This is a genomic window from Streptomyces sp. NBC_01016 (genome assembly GCF_026341035.1).
GTDB lineage: Bacteria > Actinomycetota > Actinomycetes > Streptomycetales > Streptomycetaceae > Streptomyces.
Window position 1 is genome coordinate 2463378 of sequence record NZ_JAPEOQ010000002.1, and the last position, 23299, is coordinate 2486676.

The window sequence follows — 23299 nt, forward strand, 5'->3', positions numbered from 1 at the left end:
GGTCAGGCTTCCGTTCCGTTGGTGGCCGCGGCGTCGTGACCGGCCGTCAGCTGCTGTCGGCAGATCTCCCATTCGTGCTCCTCGATCCGCATGAAGTGGGCCTTCTCGCGGTTCTCCAGGAGCGGGACCCCGCGGCCGATGCGGGTGTCGCACAGGATCACGGAGGGCCGGCCTTCGGCGGCGGCCTGTTCGGCGGCCGCGTCCAGGGCGCGCAGCAGGGCCTCGACGTCGTTGCCGTCGACGCGCTGGGTGAACCAGCCGCAGGCCTGCCACTTCTGTTCGGCCGGCTCGATGGAGAGCACGGTGTTGGTGGCGCCGTCGGCCTGCAGGGCGTTCATGTCGACCAGGGCGGTGAGGTGGCCGAGCTTGTGGTGGTGGGCGCCCATGGCCGCCTCCCACGTGGAGCCCTCGTCGAGTTCGTCGTCGGAGAGGAAGTTGAACACCCGGGCGGGGTTGCTCTGGTGGCGCAGGCCGAGGGCGATACCGACGGCGACGGTCAGGCCGTGTCCGAGCGAGCCGCCGGAGATCTCCATGCCGGGCGTGTACGAGGCCATGCCGGACATCGGCAGGCGGGAGTCGTCGGTGCCGTACATGGCGAGTTCGTCGATGGGGATGGTGCCGACCTCGGCGAGCGCGGCGTAGAGGCCGATCGCGTAATGACCGGTGGAGAGCAGGAAGCGGTCGCGGCCGGACCACTCGGGGTCCTCGGGGTGCAGCCGCAGCTGGTCGGTGTAGACGGCGGCGAGCGTGTCGGCGGCGCCGAGAGCCTGGCCGACGTACCCCTGGCCCTGTCCTTCGCCCATGGTCAGGACGTGGTGGCGCATGCGGTACGCGGCCTCGCCGACATGGGCGACGCGCTCGGTGAGGGTACGGGCCGTGTCGCGGGCCCCGGTCACGGTTGTGGCAGTCATCGGACCTTCTCGGGGATGGGGGTGGCGGATGAATCGGCAGAAGTGGCAGGGGAGCTGTCGTCGAGGCCGGTCCTGGCCGGGGCGGTTTCCGGGGCGCCGATCGCGGCGGCCGTGGAGGCGACGCCGAGGAGGCAGAACAGGGCGGCGGGGCCCTCCCAGCCGACCCAGCCGTACAGGGCGGTGGCGGCGAAGGGCAGCAGGCCGGCGACGAGCGAGGCCAGGTTGTAGCCGAGCGAGATGCCGGAGGAGCGGACCTCGCGGGGGAACTGCTCGGAGAACCAGGAGGATTCGACGGCGAAGATCGGGTCGTGGCTGAGTACCAGGGCAAGCACGACGGCGGTCACGATCAGTGCGGTGACACCGGTGTTGACCAGGAGGAACAGCGGGAAACCGAACGCGATGGTGAAGACGGCGCCGATGAGGAAGACCGGCTTGCGGCCGATGCGGTCGGACAGGGCGCCGAAGAAGAGGTGGCTGCCGAGGCCGACGGCGGAGCCGATGACCGTTCCGAGAAGTACGTCGTTGCTGGTGCCGAGCTCGGCGAGACCGACGTAGGAGAGGACGAAGCTGGTGGCGACGTAGTAGCCGCCGGTCTCGGCGAGCCGCAGCGCGGTGATGCGCAGGATGAGCCGCCAGTCGCGGCGCAGCACGTCGAGCGCGGGCGTCTTGCGGATCTCACCGCGCTGCTTCATCTCGGTGAACTCCGGGGGCTCCTCGATCCGCAGCCGGATGAAGAGCCCGACGGCCACCATCACGATGGACAGCAGGAACGGCGCGCGCCACACCCAGTTCCCGGTGAACAGCTGCTCGCTGACCAGGAAGGTGCCGTTGGCCAGGAGGAGCCCCGCGGGGATGCCGATCTGCGGGACGGCCCCGAACCAGCCGCGGCGGCGCGGCGGCGCGTGTTCGACGGCCATCAGGACGGCGCCGCCCCACTCGGCCCCGAAGCCGATGCCCTGGAGGATGCGCAGCAGGATCAGCAACAGCGGGGCGGCGACGCCGACTTGCGCGTAGGTGGGCAGCGCGCCGACGAGGACGGTGGCCACTCCCATCAGGAGCAGCGAGGCGTTGAGGACGGTCTTGCGCCCGATGCGGTCGCCGAAGTGGCCGGCGAGATAGCCGCCGAGGGGCCGGAAGAAGAAGCCGACGGCGAGGGTGGCGAAGGAGGCGAGGACACCGACGAGCTTGTTGTCGGTGTGGAAGAAGGCGGTGCCGAAGTAGGCGGCGGAGGCTGTTCCGTAGATGAAGAAGTCGTAGCTCTCCACCGCCGATCCGACCATGGAGGCGAGGGAGACTTTGGCGGGGTTGTCGCGGTGGGACGCGTCGGCGGCATTGCTGACGGCACTCATCGGCGGCTCCTTGTTCTGCCCGGAGTACGGTCCGGGGTTCGGCCCGAAGGGAGAGGCGGAGGGCTCTCCGGCCCGGCGCTCAGGGGTGGCGCCGGTGCCCTGACGGGCGATCAGGGGGTCTGCTGGTACGTCTCGATGACGCGGGAGTCGTCGCGGGCGGCGAGTCCGCGCTCGGCGGCGGCCAGGTACCGGTCGCGGGAGAGGTCGAGGAGTGGGGTGTCGGCGCCGGCGGAGCGGGCCGCCTCGGCCACCAGGCCGCTGTCCTTCACGAAGATCGAGACGGTGCTCGTGACTTCGGTGTCGGTGCCCTCGAGCATCCGTGGCCCGCGGTCGGAGAGCATGAACGATCCGGCGGCACCGGTCTCGATCAGGCCGAGGACCTTGCCCCGGTCGAGGCCGAGGGTGCCGGCGAGGTTGAGCGCCTCGGCGGCGGCGACGATGTGGACCGAGCACAGGTGCTGGTTGACCACCTTGATGGCCTGACCCTCACCGAGCCGGTCACCGACCGGGCGCACGGTGCCGCAGACGTCCAGCACCGGGGTCACGGTGACCACGTCCGCGGTGTCACCGGCGGCGAAGATGGTCAACTCGCCGGTACGGGCACGGGCGACGCCGCCGGTCACGGGGGCGTCGACGACCTGTGCGCCGGCCTTGGCGAGCCGACCGCCCTCGGAGCGCACCGCGTCCGGTCCGACCGTACTCATGATCACCCAGTGGCGTCCGGCCTGGTCGGGGCGGGCGTCGAGTGTGGTGTCCACGAGGGCGGCCAGCTGGTCGGGCGTGGCGACCATGACGATGGTGACGGGAGTTTCCGGAGCCTGGTCGACCGAGGTGACGGCTCCGGCGAGCCCGGCGGCGCGAGCGCGTTCGCCCGCGTTCGGCGCGGGGTCGACACCGGTGACGTGGTGTCCGGCGGCGGCGATGCGCGCGGCCATGGGCAGACCGATGGCGCCGATACCGACGAAGGTGACGGCTGAGGGGGTTATGGGGCTCATGGGGGTCTCCAGCGGCCGTGGCCGTTTCACTGATCCGAAGCGGTGCAGGGGCGGACGGCCTCGTGGGCCGAGGCGTCGGTGAACGAGGACCAGACCTCGAAGTGGCGGCGCATGGCGGCGCGCGCGCCCTCGGCGTCGCGCCCGTCTATGGCCTCGACGATTCCGTAGTGCACGGTGTCGATGACCAGGCTGCGGCCGGGCGGCAGCGGGACCTGCCCGGCGCGCTCGCGCCGCTCGACGAGTTCACTGCGGAGCGCGTGGCTGAGGGCGTCGTGCAGCATGCTGAACACCGGGTTGCCGACGATGTCGCACAGGCGGCGGTGGAAGTCGAGGTCGGCCTCGAGCGCGGCGCCGTGTTCCCCGGTGGTGGTGGCCCGAACCATCTCGTCCACGAGTGCGCGCAGGGCGTCGACGTCGTCCGCGGTGGCGCGACGGGCCGCAGCCTCGGCCAGCGCGGTCTCCAGGATCTCGCGCGCGTCGCGGAACTGCGGCTGGCTGAGGTGCCCGAGCTGGCCCGCCAGGTCGAAGTAGAGCTGGAGGAATCCGGTGCCGGGCGCCGTGAGGTAGGAGCCGCGGCCCTGGGTGCGGTCCAGGAAGCCGAGGTGCTCCAGGATCGACAGCTGCTCGCGCAGCGCCCCACGGCTGATCTCCAGGCTGTCCACGAGCGCGCGCTCGGTGGGCAGTCGCAGCCGTCCTCCGTCGCCGTCCGGGGTGCTCTGCTCCGAGAGCGCACCCACCAACTGGGCCAGGTCCATGGCCATCGAAGCCTCCTCACACCGGCGGCCCTCAGGGTCACCGAACAGATTGGTTTAACCAATGCGGCGAGGCTATGACCTGGCAAACCGCGAGGTCAACACTTTGGTTAAACCAATTTCGCGATCTGTTGGCGCACCCGCCGACCGCACGTCACCCGCGGACTCAGTGGATGTGCGCGCCGCCGTTGACGTCGTAGGTCACGCCCGTCAGGTAGCCCGACTCGGGCTGGGCCAGGAACGTGATCACGTCGGCCACGTCCTCGACCTCCCCGATCCGGCGCACCGGGACATCGGCGATCATGGCGGCCTTGCGCTCGTCGTCGAGCTTGCCCTGGGTGATGTCGGTGTCGATGAGGCCGGGCGCGACGCAGTTCGCCGTGACGCCGGCGGGGCCCAGTTCACGGGCGAGGGCGCGGGCGAAGCCGAGGAGGCCGGCCTTCGCCGCGGAGTAGGCCACGCCGCCGAACACGCCACCTCCGCGCTCCGCAGAGACGGACGACAGGAAGACGATGCGTCCGAAGCCGCGCTCCGCCATCCCGGCCGCCACTCGCCGTGTGACCAGGAAGCTGCCGCGCACGTTCACGTCGAAGATCCGGTCCCATTCGGCGGGGGTGACGTCCAGGAAGCGGACCGGCGAGGTGATCCCCGTGGAATTGTGGGACGCGTTCCCCGAGGGGCGCCTCGTGGACCTGCGCACGGGATCGCCCGAGGAGGATGGAGGCGACGACGGCGCGCGGTGGGGACCCGGGCGGACGGTTCGGGCCGCCGTGATCGCGGTGCTCCTCCTGGGCGCGAACACCACGCAGCCGGGGGCAGTGGCGTGACTGAGGCTCACCGGGGCGCGGATCTCCGGGCACCTCAATCTAGCCGGAGCGCAGATCGCTCACGCCCTGTGGCTCGAGGAGTGCTGGTTCGACGAACTGGTGGACCTTCTGGGGGCGTCGACACAGACACTCGTCATCACCAGGAGCCGGATACCCGGCATCGAAGCCGAGTCGGCCCGCGTCGCGGCCAACCTCGACCCGCCCAGCAAACGTACTTCCCCCTGTGGGACAAGCCCCTTGTACAGAACATGCCTCCTTCCAGGCCCAGACCGCCGGCGGCCACCGCCTGTCCTCCGGGCGCAATGACCCGAGCTCCACTGAGGAGCACGCCGCCGGTCAGCCGTGCATCGCTCAGCGACAGAGCAGTGCTCAGATGGCTGAAGTGCGAGGGACCAAAACTCTCCAACACGGAGTGCCGCAGTCCGACTGGGGCACTGGCTCTCGCCATCGTGGGGAGTCCGCCCGTCGCCAGCGGCGACGAGTCTTCGTCCGGGGTGCGGGCTGTGGAGAGTCACTGGCCGAGCTCCTCGCACCCACTCGCGGGAACGCCCATGTTCGCGAAAATGCCCCGTGCCTGCTGTCTCATCAGTTCTGCGGCAGTGTGGTCGGTTTTCCGGTGAGCGCGGGCGAGTGACAAGAGCGTGCGGGCTTCGCCTGGGCGGTGGCCGGTCTCGCGATGGATGGTCAGGGCCTCCCGGCCCAACTCGGCCGCTGTGGCGTGGGCTTGCTCGGATACTGTTACGTCGCACAGGGCGGAGAGAGCAGCGCGTCGGGGTCGCGCAGCGTCCGCCCGCCGTCCTGTGTCAGGAGGACATGTGCAACGTGGCGAAGTCTGGTGGGTGGAGTTCGACGAGCGGCGGCCGGTCGTGCTGCTGTCGGGAGACGACGTGTCCGGGATCCGGGTGATGCAGGTCGTCGCTCGGGCGGGTGTCGACATCACCGGTCTGGGCGTCGAAGTGGCAGTAGGCGCCGTGGAAGGACTGCCCTTTGAAGGCGTGCTTCGGTTCGCGTTCCCGCGTCCGGGCTTTACCCCATGCACGTGGCTGACCACTGTGTCCCGGGACGACCTGATCGAGCGGGCAGGCGCCCTGTCTTCCGCGAAAATCAGCGAGATTGAGAACGCCCTCCGTCTCGGTGAGCGGGCGAAGGAGTGGGCCCCGGCGACGGCCGCAAAGCTCAGCGAGATGAGGAACGCCCTCCGTCTCGGTGGACTCGGGTAGGCAGAGAAGGAAACGGACGCCCGCGACGGCGTGGTCGGTCTCGTCCAGATGATCGACGCTGCCAGCTGCCTCCTCGGCGCCCTTCACGATCGAGATCACGAACCACCGCTGGAGTACTAGAGACCTTCCGCAACGACTCGCAGGTCGTCGATCAGTTCGCCGCAGTCGCTCCCGGCGGACAACGCAGCATCCCCTGGAGCCAGTTGTGCCAGGGCCGCACCGGCGTGCACGAGTTCGCCCAGGACCGAAGGGCTGACAGCCCGCCAGGAAATGCCTTATCGGGTGTTACGGGACCCTTTCGAACGGGAAGATGTCCGATGATCAACTGACCGGGTGACTCCAGCGCGCGCCGACCAGGACCATCGGCGGTACGAGTGCGCGGAGCAGGTGGTCACCGCACCACCCTTCTCCTCCGCTCCCGAAAGGGCCCCATGAACCGTCACCTCGGCACCGCCGCCCGCGCCGCGACCGCCCTCCTCCTGACGTCCGCCTTCGCCATGCTGGCCGCGCCCGCCGCCCACGCCGATCCGACGCTTATGACCTGCACGGGCACCGGGCAGCAGACGTACAACCCCGGCATCACCCTCACCACCCGGGAAACCGTGGTCACCAACACCTCCGACCTCACCAGCTGCACAGGCGGCCCGGTCAGCTCCGGGCACCACCGGTTCGGGCCCTTCACGACCACGGCGAGCTGCCTCTACACCCCGCCCGCCGGCCCCGACGCCTTCGACCTCACCTGGAACGACCAGACGACCAGCCACTACGAGGGCACCTACACGGTGCTCACCACCGGCGGCCAGCTCATCGTCACCAGCACCGGCACCATCACCTCCGGCCGTTTCGCGGGGAAGGCCCTCCAGGAAGTCGTGACGTACACCGCGCCCAACCTCCTCCAGTGCGCCACCCCCGAAGGCGTCACCAAGGTCTCTGGGCCCATCACCATCGTCATCGCGGGATGAACTCGTGATGACGGCCCGTTGCGCAGGAGGGTCCGATGACCACTTGCCCTCGCCTTTGACCGGCGTGCTGCAGCGCAGGGTCGGTCCGCAGCAGTAGCAGCGCGGATCGGTGGTGTTCAGGGCGGGGAACGCCGTGGTGAACACGTCCTGGGTGGCGCGTTCGTGGACGATCCACGCGGTGTGCCAGTCGTGCAGGGCCTGGATGACGTGCGGTTGCACGTAGTGGCTCCCTTCCGCCCGCGGCCGCGGGGCCGCTTCGGTCGGCGGCCGTGAAGAGGGGGCGGACCTACACAGCGCGGTCCACCGCTGCTTTCAATATCAGGACCGCCGCACTTGGTGCGAGACGCAAACCGAGCTGCGGCCGATGCTGCGATCCGTGACTGGCTCGTGTTCATGCGGTGGGATCCGGTACGTAGCTGGGATTTTCGCCGGGCGAAGTGTCGGGGAAGACGTTGCTGAGCAGTTCGCCGCGTACGGTTCGACGCGCTCGCGTAGCCCACGTGAAGGAGGTCGTCGAAGCCCGCGCCGGTGTGGACATCGAAGAACGCCTTGGCAATCGCAGCGCGGCGAACGCATGGGTTCGGCCGGGTAGACGAGACGAAACAGCACGAGCGGCCATCCTGCCGCAGCACCGCCGAGGCCCCTGAGCTGCACGGATGTGACCGCAGTGCGGAGGGGGAAGCTGGTGGGGCTGGTGTCCGGACCTGGATCTTTTCCGGGCGCGGCGATGATCTCCGTTTCGTGAGGCGAGAAGAAGTACGGGTGCTCATGTGCCGCACATTTGATGACGTTCCTGAGCTGTGCGGACGAGAGTCTCGGTAGGCGTAGAGCCGACTGCTTACCCGGCCACGTGCCCGGCGAGTGGGCAAAGGGAGGCCGGGGAAACCACCGCAACGGCCGCCCTTCCCGGATGGCCCGTTCGGCCCAATCGGGCAGAGCGCGGGCCTCTGGGGCAGCTGACAAGGGGCTCAGGCCATCCGTCCGCCCTTGATCAGCACCGCCTCCTGGCCATAGGCGTGCTCGCCGGGAGTAATGGTGGCGTCGATATCCAGACTTGCGGTCTTCGCTGGTGCGGCCGCACTCCTGTTCACGGGGCTCACGGCCCCCATGGCTGTCGCGCACGACGCGCCGTTCGCGCCGAACCACCTGCCCGACGGATACGTGCGCCCGCCGTCCGGCATGGTCGTGAAGCGCACAGTTCCGGCAGTGCCGGTTCGTACCGGCGCTCCCGCGTCAGCGGACGGGGGTGCCCTCAGGAACATCGACGGCCCCAACGAGGTGTGCGGCACGAGCAAGCTGCAGAAGACGAGCGGAATGGGCAAGACCACGCTCGTGATGACCGTGTCGAAGGCGGTCTCGGCGGAGTTGAGCAGTGAGGTCAAGGTTGACGCGGAGGTGGTCTCGGCAAGTCTCGGCTTCAAGGTCACCGAGACCACGACCGTGGAAGACCAGACCCGCTTCGAGGTCCCCGCAGAAAAATTCGGGGTCATCGAGGCGTACCCGCTGTATGACCAGTACACCTTCAACGTCTACGACGGAGGTCGCAACCGCGGCAGCGGCTGGGCGATGAAGCCGACAGGTGTCTGTTTCAACCAGTACACCGAGTAGAGGCCTTCTGCCGCAGGCCCTGGGAGGGATTCGTGCTCAACCGTCGTTGGCAGACTGCCATCGCCGCCTTTCTCGGCCTGCTGTGCACGGCCTGCACCACAGCGGAACACGGCCAGAACCGCAGCGGCACAGCGAGCGCCACAGCGTCGGCGACACCGCTGACTCAGCTGCCCGAACTGGCCGTGTCCGACGACGCGTTCGCTGGTGTGGATGTCGAGCCTTCGCCGCCCGAACGCCGAGTCTTGGGCGAGGTGCGGATGAAAGACGGCGCCCACATGCTCCTCTACACGCAGGGCAACCGGTGCGGGGTCGTCACCTATGCCGAATCCGATTCCCGTACGCCTGAGGCGCAGCTTCTGGCGGCACCTCCCCGGTCGGCGGATCACGGCACGACGCGCCTCCCGTACGGCCCCTACCTCCTGGCCGCGGGCACCGGCTCCGGCACACCCCGGGCTCAGCTCTCCCTCGCCTGCGGGCACCGTGCCATGGTCGTCGAGTACACCTCGTCCGCCCTGGACGACGCACCCACCCCGCGCGGTGAGTCCGCGGCCCGGGTCACCGACGACACCCTGGCCGTCGTCACAGCGGACAAGTCGATTCGGGGAAGAATCCTGTCGAAGACTCCCGTGCCGCTGTAGCGGCCCAACTGCCGTGTTCCGCAACGTCATCCTGCATTGACACAGAGGTCGAGGTGCTGGGAGCAGCGCCGCCGCCCACTTCGACACAGCCCGCACGAGCTGCTAAAGCGTGTTGCACAAGGCCGAATCTTGTAGTCCTGCATCCGGCCGATCACGTGCTCCACCTCCGGCACGCTCCGTGCGGTTGCACAGCGGCCCCGCCTGCGCTTTCGGATCCGACCGACTCGCAACACAGGCAGGCCGAGCCATGCCGAAAACCTGATATCTCCCCGTGCGCGACCACTCCCACGGGAGGCTCTCCTCCTCGCGCCAGCAGCAGGGGGACCCATGACAGGCCAGCCGCCCCACCCAGACGAGGACGACCTCGTCCGCTTCCACAACGGCGACACTCTCAGCAACATCCCGATCGTCCAGTTGCCGCAGAGCGACGAACCGCCGAGTTGGCGTCGCGTGCCTCTTATCGCCGTCGCGGTACTCGGCGCTGCCGTGATCGGCGGCCTCGCCGCGGTCGGTGTCCTCACCCTGGTCGACGGAGGGCCCGCCGACTCCGGCAGACGAACCGGAGGCTGCCGCGTTGGAGTGCCGGTCGACCGGACGGGCCAGAGGGCGCCGTTGGCGACGGAGGCTCCGGTTTGTGAACCCCCGTCGAGGGCCGCGGTGTTGAGCTTCGCTGAGACGGGTGGGTGGGAGGACGAGGTGATGTACACGTGTCTCACTGAGCATCGCGGTGCGTAGTGGTGGTGAGGTCGTCGAGGGGGTTCCGGTCGGTCATCCGGTGCTGCCCCTGCTCGTGTGGGTGGGGCACTGGGGGGTGTGCAGGCTGCCGCTGGTGATGAGCCACATTGAGCAGCACGCCCCGTCGAGGGCGGGGCCGGGCGGGCGCAGGCAGTCGGTGCCGTGGGTGTAGCCGGCGGAGCGCTCGGCGAGTCGGCAGCACGGCACAGCGGCGGGGTCCTTGCGGTGAGCAGCGCGGCGGGCCTGCTCTTGCTCGGCGAGGCGCCGGCGGTGATGCGCTCGCTCGCAGGCCGCGCACCACAGGAGGACCGCGGCGACGTACAGGCAGGCGAGGGTCAGCCACCAGTGGACGGTGATGCCGAGGTAGATGCCGCCGGCGGTGAGGGTGGTGGCGGTGGTGGTGAGGTAGCGGGCGGTGCGTTGTTCGGGGGTCATGGGTAGCTCCCGGCGAGGGGGAGGTCGTGGATGTCGTCGGGGTGGGTGCCGGCTGGGATGTGCTGGTGGCAGAAGTCGGGGGTGGTTCGGGTTCGTCTTCGTTCTCCTCATCGTCCCAGTCGGGTTCGCAGTTGGGGGCGAGTTGAGCGGTCACGGGGTCTCCTGGCGCGAGTGGTTGAGGAGGGTGCACGCTGCTCGGTGGCGGGCGAGCACGGAGGCGAACGGCCAGACGAGAACGAAGCGTCTTGGCCCACTGCTGTCCAGGGGAGGGGCACAGGGGTGGGTGCTGTGGATGGGAGCGGAACTGCTCAGGTCGCCGATGAGTTGCGGGCGACTTTGCGCGTGGCGGCAGGGCCGCATGCGAGGGGGACCTGAATTGGGGCCCGGACACCCAGTCCGGGCGACCGGGCCGAGTGCTTTTTCGCGACTACGGAGTCCTTGCCGATCGCTCCAGACCTTCAGCTGTGCCGGTCGTCTCTTCGAGACTGAGTTCCGGTGTGGGGCGACGGAACCCGCGTGTGAGCCAGGTCAGATAGGCGCATCCGGCTGTGAGCCATACCAGTCCTATGGTGAGCGCGTCTGCACTGAGTTGGGTGATCAGGTAGGTGGTGACGCAGGCTCCGAGTGTCGGCACGACGACATGTCCGAGGAGCCCATGGCTCGAGTTGCGGTGGCGGACGTAGAAGACCACGACGCTTGCGTTGACCGCGGTGAATGCTGTGAAAGCGCCGAAGTTGATGAACGACGTGGCGGTCTGCAGATCGATGTTCAGGCCGGTTAGGCACATGGCCCCGGTGAGGAGGAGGCTGAGTACGGGGGTCTGCGTCCGGGGGTGCAACTTGCCGAAGATCCGCCGGGGCAGGACGCCGTCGCGGCCCATGCTGTACAGCAGGCGACTGGAACTGAGCTGCACTGCTAGGCCAGAGGCGAAGCCACCGATGATGGTTGCCATGTTCGTCCAGTCGGCGAAGGCCTGTCCGCCTACTTCGATGGACATGGTGTATCCGGCGACGTCTGGGTTCGTGAACTGTGCGCCGGGGTGCACGAGTTGCATGATGTAGGCGACGGCGGCAAACAGCAGGCCTCCGATCGCGACCACGAGGACTACGGCGCGCGGGATGGTGCGGTGAGCGTCACGCGTCTCCTCGGAGAGCGTCGTGACGGCGTCGAAGCCGAGGTAGGAATAGGCGGCGACGGCAGCGGCGGCCGACACTCCTGCCAGTCCGCTGTCCGAGTTCCACAGCGGGGCCGTGTACGAATGCGGTTCATGGCCTGCCAGGTGGATCAGGCAGTAGGCGACGAACAGCAGCACCAAGAACACCGCGAGTGCTGTCAGGAGTTTGTTGACACGGTCGGCGAGTGACACACCGATGATGTTGACCAGCGTGGTCAGTCCGGCGTTCAGAAGCATCCATGCCCAGACCGGGATGCTGGGGATCTGGACGTTGAGATATACGGATTGGACGAGCCAGGCGACCATCGGCAGGAACAGGTAGTCCAGCAGGACGAGCCAGCCGACGAGGAACCCGGCTCGGCCTCCCAAGACCTTGCGCACGTATCCGTACGCGGAGCCGGAGACGGGGAAGTGCCGGGCCATCTTGGCGTAGCTGAGAGCGGTGAGACACATAGCTGCTGTGGCAACAAGGAATGCGGTGGGGGCGGTGCCCCCGCTCGTGGAGGCGACGACGCCGAACAGCACCATCACCAGGCTGGGCGCCATGTAAGCGAGGCCGAAAGTCACCACGGAGGCCAACGACAATTTGCGGGAGAGCCCTGCGTGGTCACTACTCATGGCTGCCGCCGTCCTTTGCTCCGGTTTCGGCGACGCCGCTGCCGGCGGTCGGACGCGGCACGGTGGAGGTCAGGGGCGGGGTCGTCGGGCGCCAGGTGGATGGATCGATGTAGCCGTTGTACAGGGGGAGTTCGAGGAGGCTGTCTCCCTCTCGGAAGTGGTCCCACGGCCAGGAGTCTCCGCTCGTGCCGTAGGTTCGGGCTGCTCCGACCCGGTCGAAGTCGACGATGCCGACGAGAGTGGCGTCCTCCATACCGGCGGCCGGGATCTGGAAGTGTCCTTCCGGATCGACGAGCAGGCTCCCGCCATGGGCGGTCGGGGAGGCGCCGTTGACGCTGGCGACCCAGACCTGGTTGACGATGGCATTTGCTTGGTTGAGCGGGATCTCTTGTGTCCGGCCGGTGGTCGGGGTCTGGACCAGGTTGATCACCAACTCCGCGCCCATCCAGGCCAGATGCCGGGTGACTTCTGGATACCAGCTGTCGTAGCAGATCGACAGGCCGACCCGTCCGTGTCCAGGCATGTCGAACACGACGAACTCGCGTCCCGGGCAGAACGGCTCGTAGGGACGCCACGTGAAGACTTTCCGGTATTGGGCCGCCCGCTCCCCGTCCGGGTTGTAGACCACGGCGGTGTTGTAGACGGACCCGTCCTCCGCGCGTTCCAGGACTGTCCCGGGCACAAGCCATATGCCCAGCTCGCGAGCGAGCGATCGTAGAACGCGGTCGCGCGGGCCGTCGAGCGGCTCCGCGTACGCATCGACGGCTTCCTGCTCGGACATCGACTCCACGCCCAGCGAGCACAGGTGCAGCTCTGGATAGATGACGAGCTGGGCGGCGTTGGGGGACTTCATGCGTTTGCGCAGTCCATCGGAAAAGTCCCGGAGGGACTGCGCGGGCGTCTGGACCAGGGCGACGCGTAGGTGGCGGCTCATGAGAACTCCTGAGGTGACGGACGGGCCCTGTCGGAAGCAATAACGCCAGGGGGAGGACGCCAGCGGCCGTCTGCCGGACGGGCCGCAGCGTGACCTGCGCTACAGAACCCGATTCAACTTCACGTTGTCAACGGTGTTGGCAACAGTGGTTGTGCATCGTTGGTAGGGTCGTTCCTCGACCGAGAGGACCGAACTCCATGGCGAAGCACACCGCACCACCCACCGTGGGCACTGCCGGCAATACCGGCTCGCGTCAGCGCAGGAGCGTGCGCCGGGAAGCCGCCGTGAACGCCGCGTTCCGGCTCGCAGAACGGGAAGGAGTCGCCGGCTTGACCATGCGCCGGCTGGCGCACGAGCTCGAAGTGGATGTGTCCATCCTCTACCGGCTCTTCCGCGACAAGGACGCCCTTGTTCTCGCGCTGTGCGAGCGGACGATCGAGATCGAGCTCGATGAGATCGGTGACGTCCCCACCTCAGAAACCTGGCAGGACACTCTGCGGCGCATCGCCGACATCACCTGGGCCTACCAGAACCGGTTCCCGGCCATCACTCTGCTCAGCTTCGCCCGCACAACCGGCGGACCTGCCGAGTACCGCATGGTGGAGCTCCTGCTCTCCACATTTGAACGCGCCGGCCTCCCTGCAGCCCAGGCGGTCCTCTTCTACCGCACGTTCATTGACACGGCCCTCGGCCTCTGCGCCCACTCCGCCTCGCTCAGCACGCTTGCCCCCGAGGACCGCGAAAAGGACGACTCCGCCTGGGCCCGCGTCTATTCGCACCTGCCCGAGCGCCAGTTCCCGGTGACCGCACGGCACATCAATGACCTCACCAGTGTGAGCCAGAAGCAGATCTATACCGCTGCTGTTGAAGCCGTCCTCGCTGCTGCTGAGCGCGCTGCAAGCGAGCACGCAAGGGCCGCTCACTGAGCAGTCAGCAGTCGGAACCGACGGATGTCAGCTGCCCTTGGCGGGTCGCCTGCTTTCGCCCGTGTGGTTACCGAGGCGATGGGAGTCGGCGCCAAACCGTGACCTGACCTGGTAGTTCCCAGACTGGAAGACCGGCCCGCACGGCATCTGCGGCGATCCTTCGATGCCGCTGTCCACCGTCACCGCGCTCTCGCGGTTGGTCTCGCGCGAGCGCTGGGGCCAGGCCTTCGCGGTCACCCCCACCACACTGCTGGCCTGGCACCGCCAACTCACCGCCCGGAAGTGGACGTTCACCCCGGCAACTTCGCCCCGGGGGAACAGCGGCTGGGGCCACCGCCGGATACAGGGCGAACTCGCCCGTCTCGGCTACCCGATCGCTCCGTCCACGGTGTGGAAGATCCGCCACTCCGCCGGCATCGACCCCGCCCGGACGAGCCGGTCGAGACCGCGGCGCACCACCGCCGGATCCTCACTGCGAAGCACTGAACCTGGCGGTCGAGGTGGGCAGTACGAGGCTGATGGGGCCGCTGCACTCATGGCTCGGCAAGTACGGGCGGCCGATCGAGGAGGTCGGCTTCGCCGCGCCCGTGCGCGAAGCGGGCGAGCGGCTCGGCTACGTCCACATCGGAGAGAGCCATCGGGGCCTTCCCGGCGCCGGGACGATCGACTTCCCCGCGTTCTTCGGTGCCCTCGCCGGTATCGGCTACACCGGGCCGCTGACGTTCGAGAGCTTCGCGCCGGAGGTGGTCGGGGCGCAGCGGTAGGCGCCGAGGGGTCGCGAAGCCTCGACGGGCAAAGAGATCGCATGGTCTAGTCCAAAGCATTCTCTGGTCCAGTCCAATTCGTTGACGGGCTGCCCTGATCCTCACGAAGCTGTCCGCACTCGACTCCCCATCGAGCGCCTCGATCCCCCCGTGCAGGAGGAACAGAGTGAGACGACTTCGCGCATGTCTGGGCGCTGCCACCGCCGTCACCACCGTCGCGTTGGCCGCGAGCGCGCTGGTGGCGACCAACGCCGAGGGTGCGTCCGCCGCCCTCAGTAACCGCTGGTACGCCGCCGCTCCCTATCTGATGCCGCTCGACAACGACCCGCCGGACGCGGGCGCCATCATGGACGCCAGTGGGCTCAAAGCCTTCCAACTGGCGTTCATCCTGGCGCCCAGCGGCGGTGGCTGCTCGCCGACGTGGGACGGCACCGCGCCGGTGTCCTCCGACACGGCCGTCAAGGCGAAGATCGACGCGATCCGCGCCAAGGGCGGCGACGTGTCGGTCTCGATCGGCGGGTACGGCGGCACCAAGCTCGGCCAGGCCTGCTCCGACCCGGCGTCCACCGCGGCCGCGTACCAGCAGGTCATCACCAAGTACGGGCTGAAGGCCATCGACTTCGACCTGGAGGAGCCGGAGTACGAGAACACGGCGGCCGTCAAGAACGAGATCGGCGCCGCGAAGATCCTCCAGCAGAACAACCCCGGCCTCTACGTCTCCGTGACCACCGCCGGCACGGCCGACGGCACCGGCTGGTTCGGCAAGCAGATGCTGCTGGAGGCGAAGTCGCAGGGCTTCACGCCGAACAACTTCTCCATCATGCCGTTCGACGGCGGGTTCAACGGCGCGGCCTCGCAGACCTCCGCGCTGACCAACTTCAACTCGATCCTGCAGTCCACGTTCGGCTGGGACCAGGCCACCGCCTACGCCCACGAGGGCTTCTCCGGCATGAACGGCCGCAGCGACACAGGGGAGATCTTCACCCAGGCCGACTTCCAGACGGTCCTCGACTACGCGACCAGTCACGGCATGGACCGCTTCACCTTCTGGTCCCTCAACCGCGACCGCCAGTGCACACCGGCCGACAACGGCGGGCGCACCTCGGGCACGTGCTCCAGCGTCGCGCAGAACTCCTGGGACTTCGCGAAGTACTCGGTGAAGTTCGCGGGGGCCACACCGCCCACCACGACCCCGCCCACGTCCGGCGGCACCACGACCCCGCCGGCCACCGGCTGCAAGACGGCGTGGAGCACGTCGTCCGTATACACCGCGGGCAACGAGGTGAGCTACAACAGCCACAACTGGAAGGCCAAGTGGTGGACGCAGAACGAGAAGCCCGCCGCCACCGACGGGAACCCGTGGCAGGACGAGGGAGCCTGCTGACCCGGATCTGAAACCTGGCGACGTCCCACGGGGGGACGCCGCCAGGTTCTCGGCGACGTAACCGGGGAAGTAGGCCGGGTCGTCGGAGTTGACCGTCACCTTCACGTCCTGGTCGAGCAGGGCGCGGATCTCCTTGGCCTTCATGCCGTCCGTGGCATACGCGTTCGAGATCGGGCACACCGTCAGGCCGGGCCCGCGCTCCCGGATCGCGGCGATCAGCGCCGCGTCCTCAAGCGCGTTGACACCGTGGTCGATGCGGTCGACGCCGATCTCTTCGATGACCTGCCGGATGTGCTCGGTGGAGTTCTTCTGGTCGATGTCGCAGCGCATGGTCAGCCGGAAGCCCTCGGCACGGGCCCGCGCGAAGACGTCACGTAGTGGTCGTCGCTCTGATCTCCGTCATCGTCGGGCTCACCTCCGGGATCGGCCTTGCCGCTCTCGGACAGTCCCCGCTCGCCGCTGTCGCTTCAGGTGGGGCGGTCGTGCCGGTCGTCTTCTCCGCCGGCATGACCGCAGTCACGTAAGTGAAGCGGCAGGCTTGGCAGGCGACTTCGTGGGGTGGCTCCTTCAGGCCATCCCGGTGGTCCGGAGCGTGACCAAGCCGGGACTCCGGGGTTGAGCAGGCGATGTCCCTCATCGTCGAAACAGGGAGAACTCCCAGATGCACATCCGCTCCGCCACCGGCGCCCTCCTCCTGGCCCTGGCCGCCTCCGTCGCCTGCTCCACCCCGGCTCTGGCCGCCGACCCCGAGCCGGGCACCGGCACGGTCGTCCTGTCCGACGAGGCGTACGACAGCCTTGTCCGCGCCGATGAGGACGAGCAGGAGCTGATCCTGACGAACCCGTCCTACCGCGAGGCATGGCTCTTCTGCCTCGGCTCCACGGAACCCAGCCACGTGGAACGGAACGCATGGGGCCAGGGGTACGTGTGCATTCCGGACGGCGCGGTGCAGTAACCGCGCCGTCCGGCTGACGGACACCGTGGGGGTTCCACCTCCGGCCGACCGATGTCCACCCGGAGGTCCACCCATGGGTCCAGGTGGTCGAGGCCCCGCCGCAGCAGTCTTATGGGCATGACTACGACCGAGTGGATCACCGACATCGCTCTTCTCCTTGTCGTCTTCCGGCAGCTGCGGGAGGGCCGACTGGACTGGCGGACCTTCCTCATCCCGCTGGGGATCGTGGCCTTCGTGGCCCACCAGTACCTCGAATCCGTACCGACCGGAGGCAACGACCTGGTGCTGATCGGCACCCTGGTGGCCACGGGCGCCGCACTCGGCATCGCCGGCGGCGTCTACACCAGGGTCCGGGTCTCCGGGGAGCACGTCCTGATCAAGGCCGGCGCGGTCTCGGCGGCGCTCTGGGTGATCGGGATGGGCGCGCGCATGGGATTCCAGCTGTGGACCGAGCACGGCGGCGGCGACGACGTCGCCCGCTTCAGCATCACCCACCAGATCACCAGCGACCAGGCGTGGGTCGCCGCGTTCGTCCTCATGGCCCTCACCGAGGTCGTCACCCGGCTGGCCACCATCTTCGTACGTGGCCGCATGGTGGCCGGGCGGCCGACGCCGGAGACGCGTCCTGCCCTGAGCGCCGATCGCAGCGCCTGATCGTGGGTTATCGTCGCGCCGTGCCAGTACCTGAGAGCCGTCCGGACTCCGCGCCCGTCCCGGAGTCCGAGCACCCGGCGGTTCCCCGCAGAGATCCCAGGATGCACTGGGCCGTCACGCTCGTGGTCATCGCCAGCGGCTTCCTGACGGTCCGTCCCCTCGGCCTCAGCGGCCGGGGCCTCGCGGTCGCCGCGCTCCTCGTGCTGTGCTCGGTGGCGCTGCTGGTCCGTCATCTGCCCGAAGCCAGGTTCTCCCCGCGCGTCGTCCTCGTAGGGATGTCGCTGGGTGTCGTCGCGTCCGCCGCGTTGATCGGGGTCAGTCGCACCGGCTCCAGCTATCTGTTCGCCTACTTCCTCGTCGGCCACATCGGCTACCGCTTCCCGCTCAAGTGGTCCCTCCCGCTGGCCGCGTCCAGCAGTCTCCTGTGCGCCGCGGTGCTCTACTTCCACATCGGCCCGGGGCACCACCAGTTGGCGTGGGGCCTGGGACTCACCACGGGCCTTCCGGTGGTGGCGGGCATCCTCAGCCGGAGCAAGCAGCGCGCGCTGGAGGCGGTGATCGTCGCGGCCGAGTCCTCCGAGCGTGCCGCACAAGCCGAGGCCCGGACCGCCGTGCTGACCGAGCGCAGCCGGATCGCCCGAGACGTGCACGACGTGCTGGCGCACTCGCTGGCGGGGATCAACATGCAACTGGAGCTCGCCGACGCGCTGTTGGACACCGGCGACCTGGACAAGGTCCGCGAGGCGAACCACAAGGCGCACAGCATGGTCAAGGAGAGCCTCAAGCAGGCGCAGTGGACGGTGCACGCGCTGCGCGAGGACGCACTGCCGCTGGTCGAGACCCTGGCCGCGATGCTGGAGTCGTCCGGCCACCGGGACGCGCTCACGGTCATCGGCACTGTCCGGCCGCTCTCGGCGCGCGGCACCCAGAATCTGCTGCGGATCGCGCAGGAGGCCCTGACCAACGCCGGGCGGCACGCCCCCGGCGGAACCGTCGCGGTGCGGCTGACGTTTGCGCAGGCGTCGACGACGCTGACGGTCCGCAACGGGGCGGCCACCCGTGAAGTGACCGCGGGACTCGGCAGCGGGATGGGACTGATCGGGATGCGCGAACGGGTCGCCCTGCTGGATGGCACCCTTACAGCGGGACCGGTGCCGGAAGGACCGGACGCAGGCGGCTGGCAGGTGGAGGCAGTGATCCCGGATGAGAGTGATCCCCGATGAGTGAACAGGCCGATCAGCAGAGCCGGTTGAGAGTGATCGTCGCCGACGACCAGGCCGCCGTCCGTGAGCCTCTGGCCGCGGTCCTCGCCCTGTCCGAGGACATCGACGTGATCTTGGCCGCGGCCAACGGCACCGAGGTGCTGGCCGCGGTGGCGGCCGGGCCGGTCGACGTGGTGCTGATGGATCTGCGGATGCCTCGGATGGACGGCATCGAGGCCACCCGCAGGCTGAGCGAGGAACACCCCGGTGTGGCGGTGGTCGTGCTGACCACCTTCGCCGACGACGACTCCATCCTGGCCGCCCTGAGCGCCGGAGCCCGCGGGTACCTGACCAAGAACGCCGGGCGACAGGACATCCTCCGGGCGATCCGCGCGGCCGCCGCCGGCCAGTCCGTCCTCGACCGCGAGGTCCAGGACCGGCTCCTGGCCACGGTACGCACCACCGCACCGGCCGCCACCCAGTCGCTGCCCGCGGACCTCACCCCGCGCGAGCGCGAGGTCCTGACGCTCATCGGCCAGGGCCTGCCCAATCGCGCCATCGCCGAGAAGCTGTTCATCAGCGAGGCCACGGTCAAGACCCACATCAACAACCTGTTCGCCAAGGCCGACATCCGCGACCGCGCCGACGCCGTCCGCCGCGCCATCGCCGCGGGCCTGGCCTGAGCCTGACACGCCCGCCTCGGCGCGGCCGTCGCCGCCCAGCGCGCGTGCCAGCAGGTGCCCTCGTGTGTGTCCGGCGGCTGCCCCCTCCCAATCCGGCGGCTGACCATTGAGCGATGAATCATCAAATATCTTGCTTTCCGGCCAAATTGACGACGCCCTCTCGTCGCCCATTGCCTTCCGTCACGGCGGGACTACTTTCACCCGTGGAAGCACCATCCACGGTGAACGGAAGGGGTTCCACATGTCCGGATTCGCAGTCCACCCCCTCGGTGCGACGCAAGCCCCCACGGAACCACGCGGCGGAATCCGCGTACCCGAGGCGACGTGGCAGCTCGACGGAGGCTGGGGCTGGGTGTACTTCGCCCAGGGACACGACGCCATCCAGCAGCCGATCATCCTCTCGGACGGCTTCCACCCGGGTGAGTCCGACCGCAACGCGCTCTACCTGGGGTTCAACGACCCGAACGGCTACCCGCTGATCAACGAGCTGAACCAGCGGGGCTACGACGTCGTCATCCTCGGCTACCAGGACTGCACCGCCTCGATCTACGACAACGCCAGGACGGCGACCACCGCGATCATGCGGGCGAACGCCGAGAACCTCACCGACACGCCGCTGGTCGTCGGGGGCTTCAGCATGGGCGGGTTGATCCTTCGCTACGCGCTGCTGCGCCTCGAATTGATGAGGATGGACCACCGGGTCTCGGTCTACTTCTCCTTCGACACCCCGCACTCGGGCGCCTGGATCCCGGTCAGCCTGCAGTCCTTCGCGTACTACATCCAGCGCCTGTACTCCGGGCTGGTCGACATGGTCGACAGCCCCGCCGCCCGGCAGATGCTGTGGCGGCACAAGACGAACCTGGCCGCGGAACCCGTCGAGCACCCGGACCGCACGGAGTTCGTGGCGCAGTTGAAGCGGATGGGCGACTGGCCGATGCGCCCGATGAAGATCGGCCTGGCGAACGGCCGCGGCGACGGCCGGGGCAACGGCAACCCGGCCGGCAGCGCCGCGTTCAAAGTCACCGGCGGGCTGTACATCGGCACCGAGCTGTATCTGCAGCCCAGCGGAAATGCGGAAACCGTCGCCAAGCTCTGCACGCTCGGCGCCCCGGTCTACAAGCGCACTTCCGGCTACCCCGAGCTCGACAGCGCCGCGGGCGGCACCCTCGACTCGTTCGGTATCGCCGCCGAGACACTGAATGCCCTCGCCGGGCAGGCCGCCGAAGCGCCGTATCCGACCATCACCTTCGTGCCCAGTATCAGCGCCCTCGCCGTCGACGGCGCCGACATCGGCCAGCAGCAGGACCTCGATCTGAACATCGGCCAGCTCGACGCGGGCCGCTTCCCCTTCGACGTCTGCAAGACGTCGCCCGACAACACCGGCCACACCGAGATCACCCGCGATCTGTGCGCGTGGCTCGTCGACCAGCTCCCGGTCAAGTAGCCACCGCACCGTCTCCTCCCTGGTGCGGGCCCGTCTGCAGCTCGGTGCCGCGCCCCTTCGCCGTCAGCTGAAGGCGGGCCCAACTCATCGCGAAGCCGCCCCTTCGGAAGGGCACTTGACTGCGCTGCGGCGGCCTCGCAGCGACCGGCCCAGCCGGGTCCGCCCTGGTTCGACCGCTGTGCTGAGGCGACCGCGTCCCCGGACACCTGCCTGGCCGACGCCGAGGAGCGAGTCCCGACGGCGGTGCCCCGATCAGCGGAGGCGGCCTGCGCCGTGGTGGCCACCGGGAGCGCAATTCCTCGCGCCCAGTCAATCCCTGACGGAGCATTGACCATGCCGCGCTGTGCTGACAACGTTGTCCCGCCTGCTCGTCGGAGATCCAGTGCGGAGGTCCCACCGTGTCACTGCCCCACCCCGGTCGGCGCAAGATGCTCGGCCTGCTCGCCGCCTCCGGTGCGGGTGCCGCCCTCGCCGGGGCGATGCCCGGCACCGCGTTGGCCGCAGCTCAGCCGACGGGCGGCCTGTGGTGGCCGCGCGAGCGGATACTGCCCGGCTTCGCCGAACCCCGCGCACTGGACGTCGCGGACCTGACGACGGCGGACGCCGATGAACAACTGCTCTTCGCCACGCTGCAGGGCAACGTGAATCGCAGTCGGCCGCGGATCGCTCTGCTGCGCGAGTCCGACGAGGGGGCGACCACCTGGCTGAAGACCGCTGGCCTGTCCTTCCGCACGGCCGGCGATCCGTGGTCGCTGCTGTCGAAGTACCACTCGGAGATCAGCGGCGTCATCGTCACCGACCCGGCCCAGCCCGCGACCGTCAACCTCGCCACCACGCTGGCCGGCCTGCGCAACGCCGTGGCCGCCTCCCCCGACCAGTTGCCCAAGCTGACCGCCGCGCCGTACAACCTGAAGGTCCTGGACGACCTGCGCGACCGGTTCACCGACGAACTGTCCGCCTACCGCTGGGCGGTGGACAACCTCTGGCCGCACGCCAGCCACCGCCTGCTGGTCGGGCTCGACCCCAGCGTCGGGGCCTATCTGCGCGACTACGCGGTCGCCACCCGGGCGTTGGTGCTGTGGATCCACGCCGACCAGCCCGACTCCCGTGAGCTGGGCGCCCGGGTGATGTCCCAGATGCGGGCCGGCTCCCCCTACATGGGGTGGTTCCCCTCCGGTGTGGGCGGCGAGAGCGACGGCACCGAACTGACCTCGGAGCACGGCCTGGTGGTGCTGGCCAGCGACTGGTCACAGAACCTGACGGTCTTCGGCGGAGTGCGGGCGCCACTGGCGAGAACTCAGGTGACGCTGCCGACGCCGCGACTGGGCAACCACATCTACGTCACCTTCACCATGACGGAGGGCGACAACCTCCAGTACAACCAGCACCGCATGCGGGTGCTGTGGGACGATCCGGCGCGCGGCGCGGTGCCGATCAACTGGTCCACCACCCCGGTGCTCGCCGACGCCGCGCCCACCTTCCTGTCCTACTACCAGCGCACCGCCACCCGGCATGACTACCTGATGGCCGGGCCTTCCGGCGCGGGCTACGCGTATCCGACACCCTGGCCGGACGACACCTTCCGGGTCTTCACCAAGACCAGCGCCCGCTACATGCGCCGGACCGGGCTGGACAGCGCGGTGATCCTCAACCGCAAGTCCGGCTCGGACGTCCCGCTCACCGGTGCGAAGGCCCGCCAGTACCTCCACGACGTGCGTCCGCTCGGCCTGCTGGAGGAGTGGACCACCCGAACCGGGACCAGCGCCCTGGAGGGCAGCGTGCCGCTGTCCGTCAGCTACTTGACCGACTCCGTGGCGGACGCCCGGGACGCGATCGCGAAGGCATCCGCCGACTGGGACGGGACCAAGCCCCTGTTCCTGTCGATCGGCACCCTCGCCTGGAACCTGACCCCGGCGGACGTGGTCACGATCGCCGGCTCGCTCGACTCCCGCTACCAGGTGGTCCGCGGCGACCAGTACTTCAGGCTCGCCCGCAAGGCGCTGCACCTTCCGCCCGCCTGACCGACGAGGCCGGACAGCCCACCGGAGGCCGGGGCGGGCATCGACCGGGGAGCGGCGCCGCGGCCACCCGCAGCGGCGCCTCCCCGCTGTCGGGGTGCTGCTCGTCGC

Annotated in this window: 24 protein-coding genes and 1 pseudogene; 15 read left to right on the forward strand and 10 right to left on the reverse strand. The window is 69.0% G+C overall.

The features are described 5' to 3' along the window. Positions 1-2: 2 nt before the first annotated feature. From OG746_RS37945 to OG746_RS37965, 5 genes are all read right to left on the reverse strand, one after another. Positions 3-911, reverse strand: coding sequence for a transketolase (locus OG746_RS37945; protein WP_266723039.1), 909 nt, complete (start codon positions 909-911; stop codon positions 3-5). Further along, positions 908-2260 (reverse strand): MFS transporter, encoded by a 1353-nt coding sequence (locus tag OG746_RS37950; RefSeq protein WP_266723041.1) that lies wholly within the window; start codon positions 2258-2260, stop codon positions 908-910. Before OG746_RS37950 ends, OG746_RS37945 begins: the two co-directional genes overlap by 4 nt. A gap of 110 nt (positions 2261-2370) precedes the next feature. Then, complete coding sequence (locus OG746_RS37955; protein WP_266723043.1) at positions 2371-3255, reverse strand: NAD(P)-dependent oxidoreductase; 885 nt, start codon at positions 3253-3255, stop codon at positions 2371-2373. 26 nt (positions 3256-3281) lie between these two features. Then, positions 3282-4016, reverse strand: a complete 735-nt coding sequence (locus OG746_RS37960) for a FadR/GntR family transcriptional regulator (RefSeq protein WP_266723044.1) — start codon at positions 4014-4016, stop codon at positions 3282-3284. A gap of 157 nt (positions 4017-4173) precedes the next feature. Next, positions 4174-4707, reverse strand: a complete 534-nt coding sequence (locus tag OG746_RS37965) for an SDR family NAD(P)-dependent oxidoreductase (RefSeq protein WP_266723046.1) — start codon at positions 4705-4707, stop codon at positions 4174-4176. A 942-nt stretch (positions 4708-5649) separates the two neighbouring features. Here OG746_RS37965 and OG746_RS37970 point away from each other — a divergent pair. Together OG746_RS37970 and OG746_RS37975 are read left to right on the forward strand one after the other, a co-directional pair. Then, positions 5650-6054, forward strand: coding sequence for a type II toxin-antitoxin system PemK/MazF family toxin (locus OG746_RS37970; protein ID WP_266723048.1), 405 nt, complete (start codon positions 5650-5652; stop codon positions 6052-6054). Between the two features lie 431 nt (positions 6055-6485). Beyond that, a complete protein-coding gene (locus OG746_RS37975) occupies positions 6486-7016 on the forward strand; it encodes a hypothetical protein (protein WP_266723050.1) in 531 nt (176 codons plus the stop codon). A 968-nt stretch (positions 7017-7984) separates the two neighbouring features. On the opposite strand, the gene OG746_RS37980 is transcribed toward OG746_RS37975, so the two are convergent. After that, a complete protein-coding gene (locus OG746_RS37980) occupies positions 7985-8212 on the reverse strand; it encodes a hypothetical protein (RefSeq protein WP_266723052.1) in 228 nt (75 codons plus the stop codon). A 10-nt stretch (positions 8213-8222) separates the two neighbouring features. Here OG746_RS37980 and OG746_RS37985 point away from each other — a divergent pair, with 10 nt between their 5' ends. The 3 genes from OG746_RS37985 (at position 8223) to OG746_RS37995 (ending at position 9997) form a co-directional block, all read left to right on the forward strand. Beyond that, the gene (locus OG746_RS37985; protein ID WP_266723054.1) at positions 8223-8624 is read left to right on the forward strand and encodes a hypothetical protein; all 402 of its coding nucleotides are present in this window, start codon (positions 8223-8225) and stop codon (positions 8622-8624) included. A 32-nt stretch (positions 8625-8656) separates the two neighbouring features. After that, the gene (locus tag OG746_RS37990; protein ID WP_266723056.1) at positions 8657-9262 is read left to right on the forward strand and encodes a hypothetical protein; all 606 of its coding nucleotides are present in this window, start codon (positions 8657-8659) and stop codon (positions 9260-9262) included. 327 nt (positions 9263-9589) lie between these two features. Beyond that, positions 9590-9997, forward strand: a complete 408-nt coding sequence (locus OG746_RS37995) for a hypothetical protein (RefSeq protein WP_266723058.1) — start codon at positions 9590-9592, stop codon at positions 9995-9997. Positions 9998-10030: 33 nt separating this feature from the next. Here the strand turns inward: OG746_RS37995 and OG746_RS38000 are convergent, their stop codons facing one another. The 3 genes from OG746_RS38000 to OG746_RS38010 form a co-directional block, all read right to left on the reverse strand. After that, the gene (locus tag OG746_RS38000; RefSeq protein ID WP_266723060.1) at positions 10031-10432 is read right to left on the reverse strand and encodes a hypothetical protein; all 402 of its coding nucleotides are present in this window, start codon (positions 10430-10432) and stop codon (positions 10031-10033) included. Between the two features lie 427 nt (positions 10433-10859). Further along, positions 10860-12224, reverse strand: coding sequence for an APC family permease (locus OG746_RS38005; protein WP_266723062.1), 1365 nt, complete (start codon positions 12222-12224; stop codon positions 10860-10862). Continuing rightward, positions 12217-13158, reverse strand: coding sequence for a carbon-nitrogen hydrolase family protein (locus tag OG746_RS38010; protein ID WP_266723064.1), 942 nt, complete (start codon positions 13156-13158; stop codon positions 12217-12219). The genes OG746_RS38005 and OG746_RS38010 overlap by 8 nt, the downstream gene beginning before the upstream one ends. 197 nt (positions 13159-13355) lie before the next feature. Here OG746_RS38010 and OG746_RS38015 point away from each other — a divergent pair, with 197 nt between their 5' ends. The 3 genes from OG746_RS38015 to OG746_RS38030 all read left to right on the forward strand — a co-directional run bounded on the left by OG746_RS38015 (position 13356) and on the right by OG746_RS38030 (position 16232). Beyond that, positions 13356-14084, forward strand: a complete 729-nt coding sequence (locus OG746_RS38015; protein WP_266723066.1) for a TetR/AcrR family transcriptional regulator — start codon at positions 13356-13358, stop codon at positions 14082-14084. A gap of 500 nt (positions 14085-14584) precedes the next feature. Beyond that, complete coding sequence (locus tag OG746_RS38025) at positions 14585-14848, forward strand: sugar phosphate isomerase/epimerase family protein (protein ID WP_266723068.1); 264 nt, start codon at positions 14585-14587, stop codon at positions 14846-14848. A 166-nt stretch (positions 14849-15014) separates the two neighbouring features. After that, positions 15015-16232, forward strand: coding sequence for a chitinase (locus OG746_RS38030; RefSeq protein WP_266723070.1), 1218 nt, complete (start codon positions 15015-15017; stop codon positions 16230-16232). A 99-nt stretch (positions 16233-16331) separates the two neighbouring features. Here OG746_RS38030 and OG746_RS38035 read toward each other — a convergent pair. Further along, positions 16332-16562: pseudogene (locus OG746_RS38035) on the reverse strand (adenosine deaminase); the annotation flags it as partial. 47 nt (positions 16563-16609) lie between these two features. Between OG746_RS38035 and OG746_RS38040 the strand changes: the two are divergent. The 7 genes from OG746_RS38040 to OG746_RS38070 all read left to right on the forward strand — a co-directional run bounded on the left by OG746_RS38040 (position 16610) and on the right by OG746_RS38070 (position 23191). Next, on the forward strand, positions 16610-16756 hold the full coding sequence (locus tag OG746_RS38040) for a hypothetical protein (RefSeq protein WP_266723072.1): 147 nt from the start codon (positions 16610-16612) through the stop codon (positions 16754-16756). Positions 16757-16893: 137 nt separating this feature from the next. Further along, positions 16894-17187: a hypothetical protein gene (locus tag OG746_RS38045; RefSeq protein WP_266723074.1), complete on the forward strand. Its 294-nt coding sequence runs from the start codon at positions 16894-16896 to the stop codon at positions 17185-17187. A 117-nt stretch (positions 17188-17304) separates the two neighbouring features. After that, positions 17305-17841: a hypothetical protein gene (locus tag OG746_RS38050; protein ID WP_266723076.1), complete on the forward strand. Its 537-nt coding sequence runs from the start codon at positions 17305-17307 to the stop codon at positions 17839-17841. 101 nt (positions 17842-17942) lie between these two features. Further along, a complete protein-coding gene (locus OG746_RS38055; RefSeq protein WP_524540552.1) occupies positions 17943-19064 on the forward strand; it encodes a sensor histidine kinase in 1122 nt (373 codons plus the stop codon). After that, positions 19061-19726, forward strand: coding sequence for a response regulator transcription factor (locus OG746_RS38060; RefSeq protein WP_266723080.1), 666 nt, complete (start codon positions 19061-19063; stop codon positions 19724-19726). Before OG746_RS38055 ends, OG746_RS38060 begins: the two co-directional genes overlap by 4 nt. 241 nt (positions 19727-19967) lie before the next feature. Further along, complete coding sequence (locus OG746_RS38065) at positions 19968-21170, forward strand: esterase/lipase family protein (RefSeq protein WP_266723082.1); 1203 nt, start codon at positions 19968-19970, stop codon at positions 21168-21170. 398 nt (positions 21171-21568) lie between these two features. Then, positions 21569-23191, forward strand: coding sequence for a GxGYxYP domain-containing protein (locus OG746_RS38070; protein WP_266723084.1), 1623 nt, complete (start codon positions 21569-21571; stop codon positions 23189-23191). Positions 23192-23299: the final 108 nt, after the last annotated feature.

Excerpts from the sequence above, each read along its gene's own strand:
- OG746_RS37945 (WP_266723039.1), bottom strand. The coding sequence starts at position 911 with ATGACTGCCACAACCGTGACCGGGGCCCGCGACACGGCCCGTACCCTC.
- OG746_RS37950 (WP_266723041.1), bottom strand. The coding sequence starts at position 2,260 with ATGAGTGCCGTCAGCAATGCCGCCGACGCGTCCCACCGCGACAACCCC.
- OG746_RS37955 (WP_266723043.1), bottom strand. The coding sequence starts at position 3,255 with ATGAGCCCCATAACCCCCTCAGCCGTCACCTTCGTCGGTATCGGCGCC.
- OG746_RS37960 (WP_266723044.1), bottom strand. The coding sequence starts at position 4,016 with ATGGCCATGGACCTGGCCCAGTTGGTGGGTGCGCTCTCGGAGCAGAGC.
- OG746_RS37975 (WP_266723050.1), top strand. The coding sequence starts at position 6,486 with ATGAACCGTCACCTCGGCACCGCCGCCCGCGCCGCGACCGCCCTCCTC.
- OG746_RS37995 (WP_266723058.1), top strand. The coding sequence starts at position 9,590 with ATGACAGGCCAGCCGCCCCACCCAGACGAGGACGACCTCGTCCGCTTC.
- OG746_RS38000 (WP_266723060.1), bottom strand. The coding sequence starts at position 10,432 with ATGACCCCCGAACAACGCACCGCCCGCTACCTCACCACCACCGCCACC.
- OG746_RS38005 (WP_266723062.1), bottom strand. The coding sequence starts at position 12,224 with ATGAGTAGTGACCACGCAGGGCTCTCCCGCAAATTGTCGTTGGCCTCC.
- OG746_RS38010 (WP_266723064.1), bottom strand. The coding sequence starts at position 13,158 with ATGAGCCGCCACCTACGCGTCGCCCTGGTCCAGACGCCCGCGCAGTCC.
- OG746_RS38015 (WP_266723066.1), top strand. The coding sequence starts at position 13,356 with ATGGCGAAGCACACCGCACCACCCACCGTGGGCACTGCCGGCAATACC.
- OG746_RS38045 (WP_266723074.1), top strand. The coding sequence starts at position 16,894 with ATGCACATCCGCTCCGCCACCGGCGCCCTCCTCCTGGCCCTGGCCGCC.
- OG746_RS38050 (WP_266723076.1), top strand. The coding sequence starts at position 17,305 with ATGACTACGACCGAGTGGATCACCGACATCGCTCTTCTCCTTGTCGTC.
- OG746_RS38055 (WP_524540552.1), top strand. The coding sequence starts at position 17,943 with ATGCACTGGGCCGTCACGCTCGTGGTCATCGCCAGCGGCTTCCTGACG.
- OG746_RS38060 (WP_266723080.1), top strand. The coding sequence starts at position 19,061 with ATGAGTGAACAGGCCGATCAGCAGAGCCGGTTGAGAGTGATCGTCGCC.
- OG746_RS38065 (WP_266723082.1), top strand. The coding sequence starts at position 19,968 with ATGTCCGGATTCGCAGTCCACCCCCTCGGTGCGACGCAAGCCCCCACG.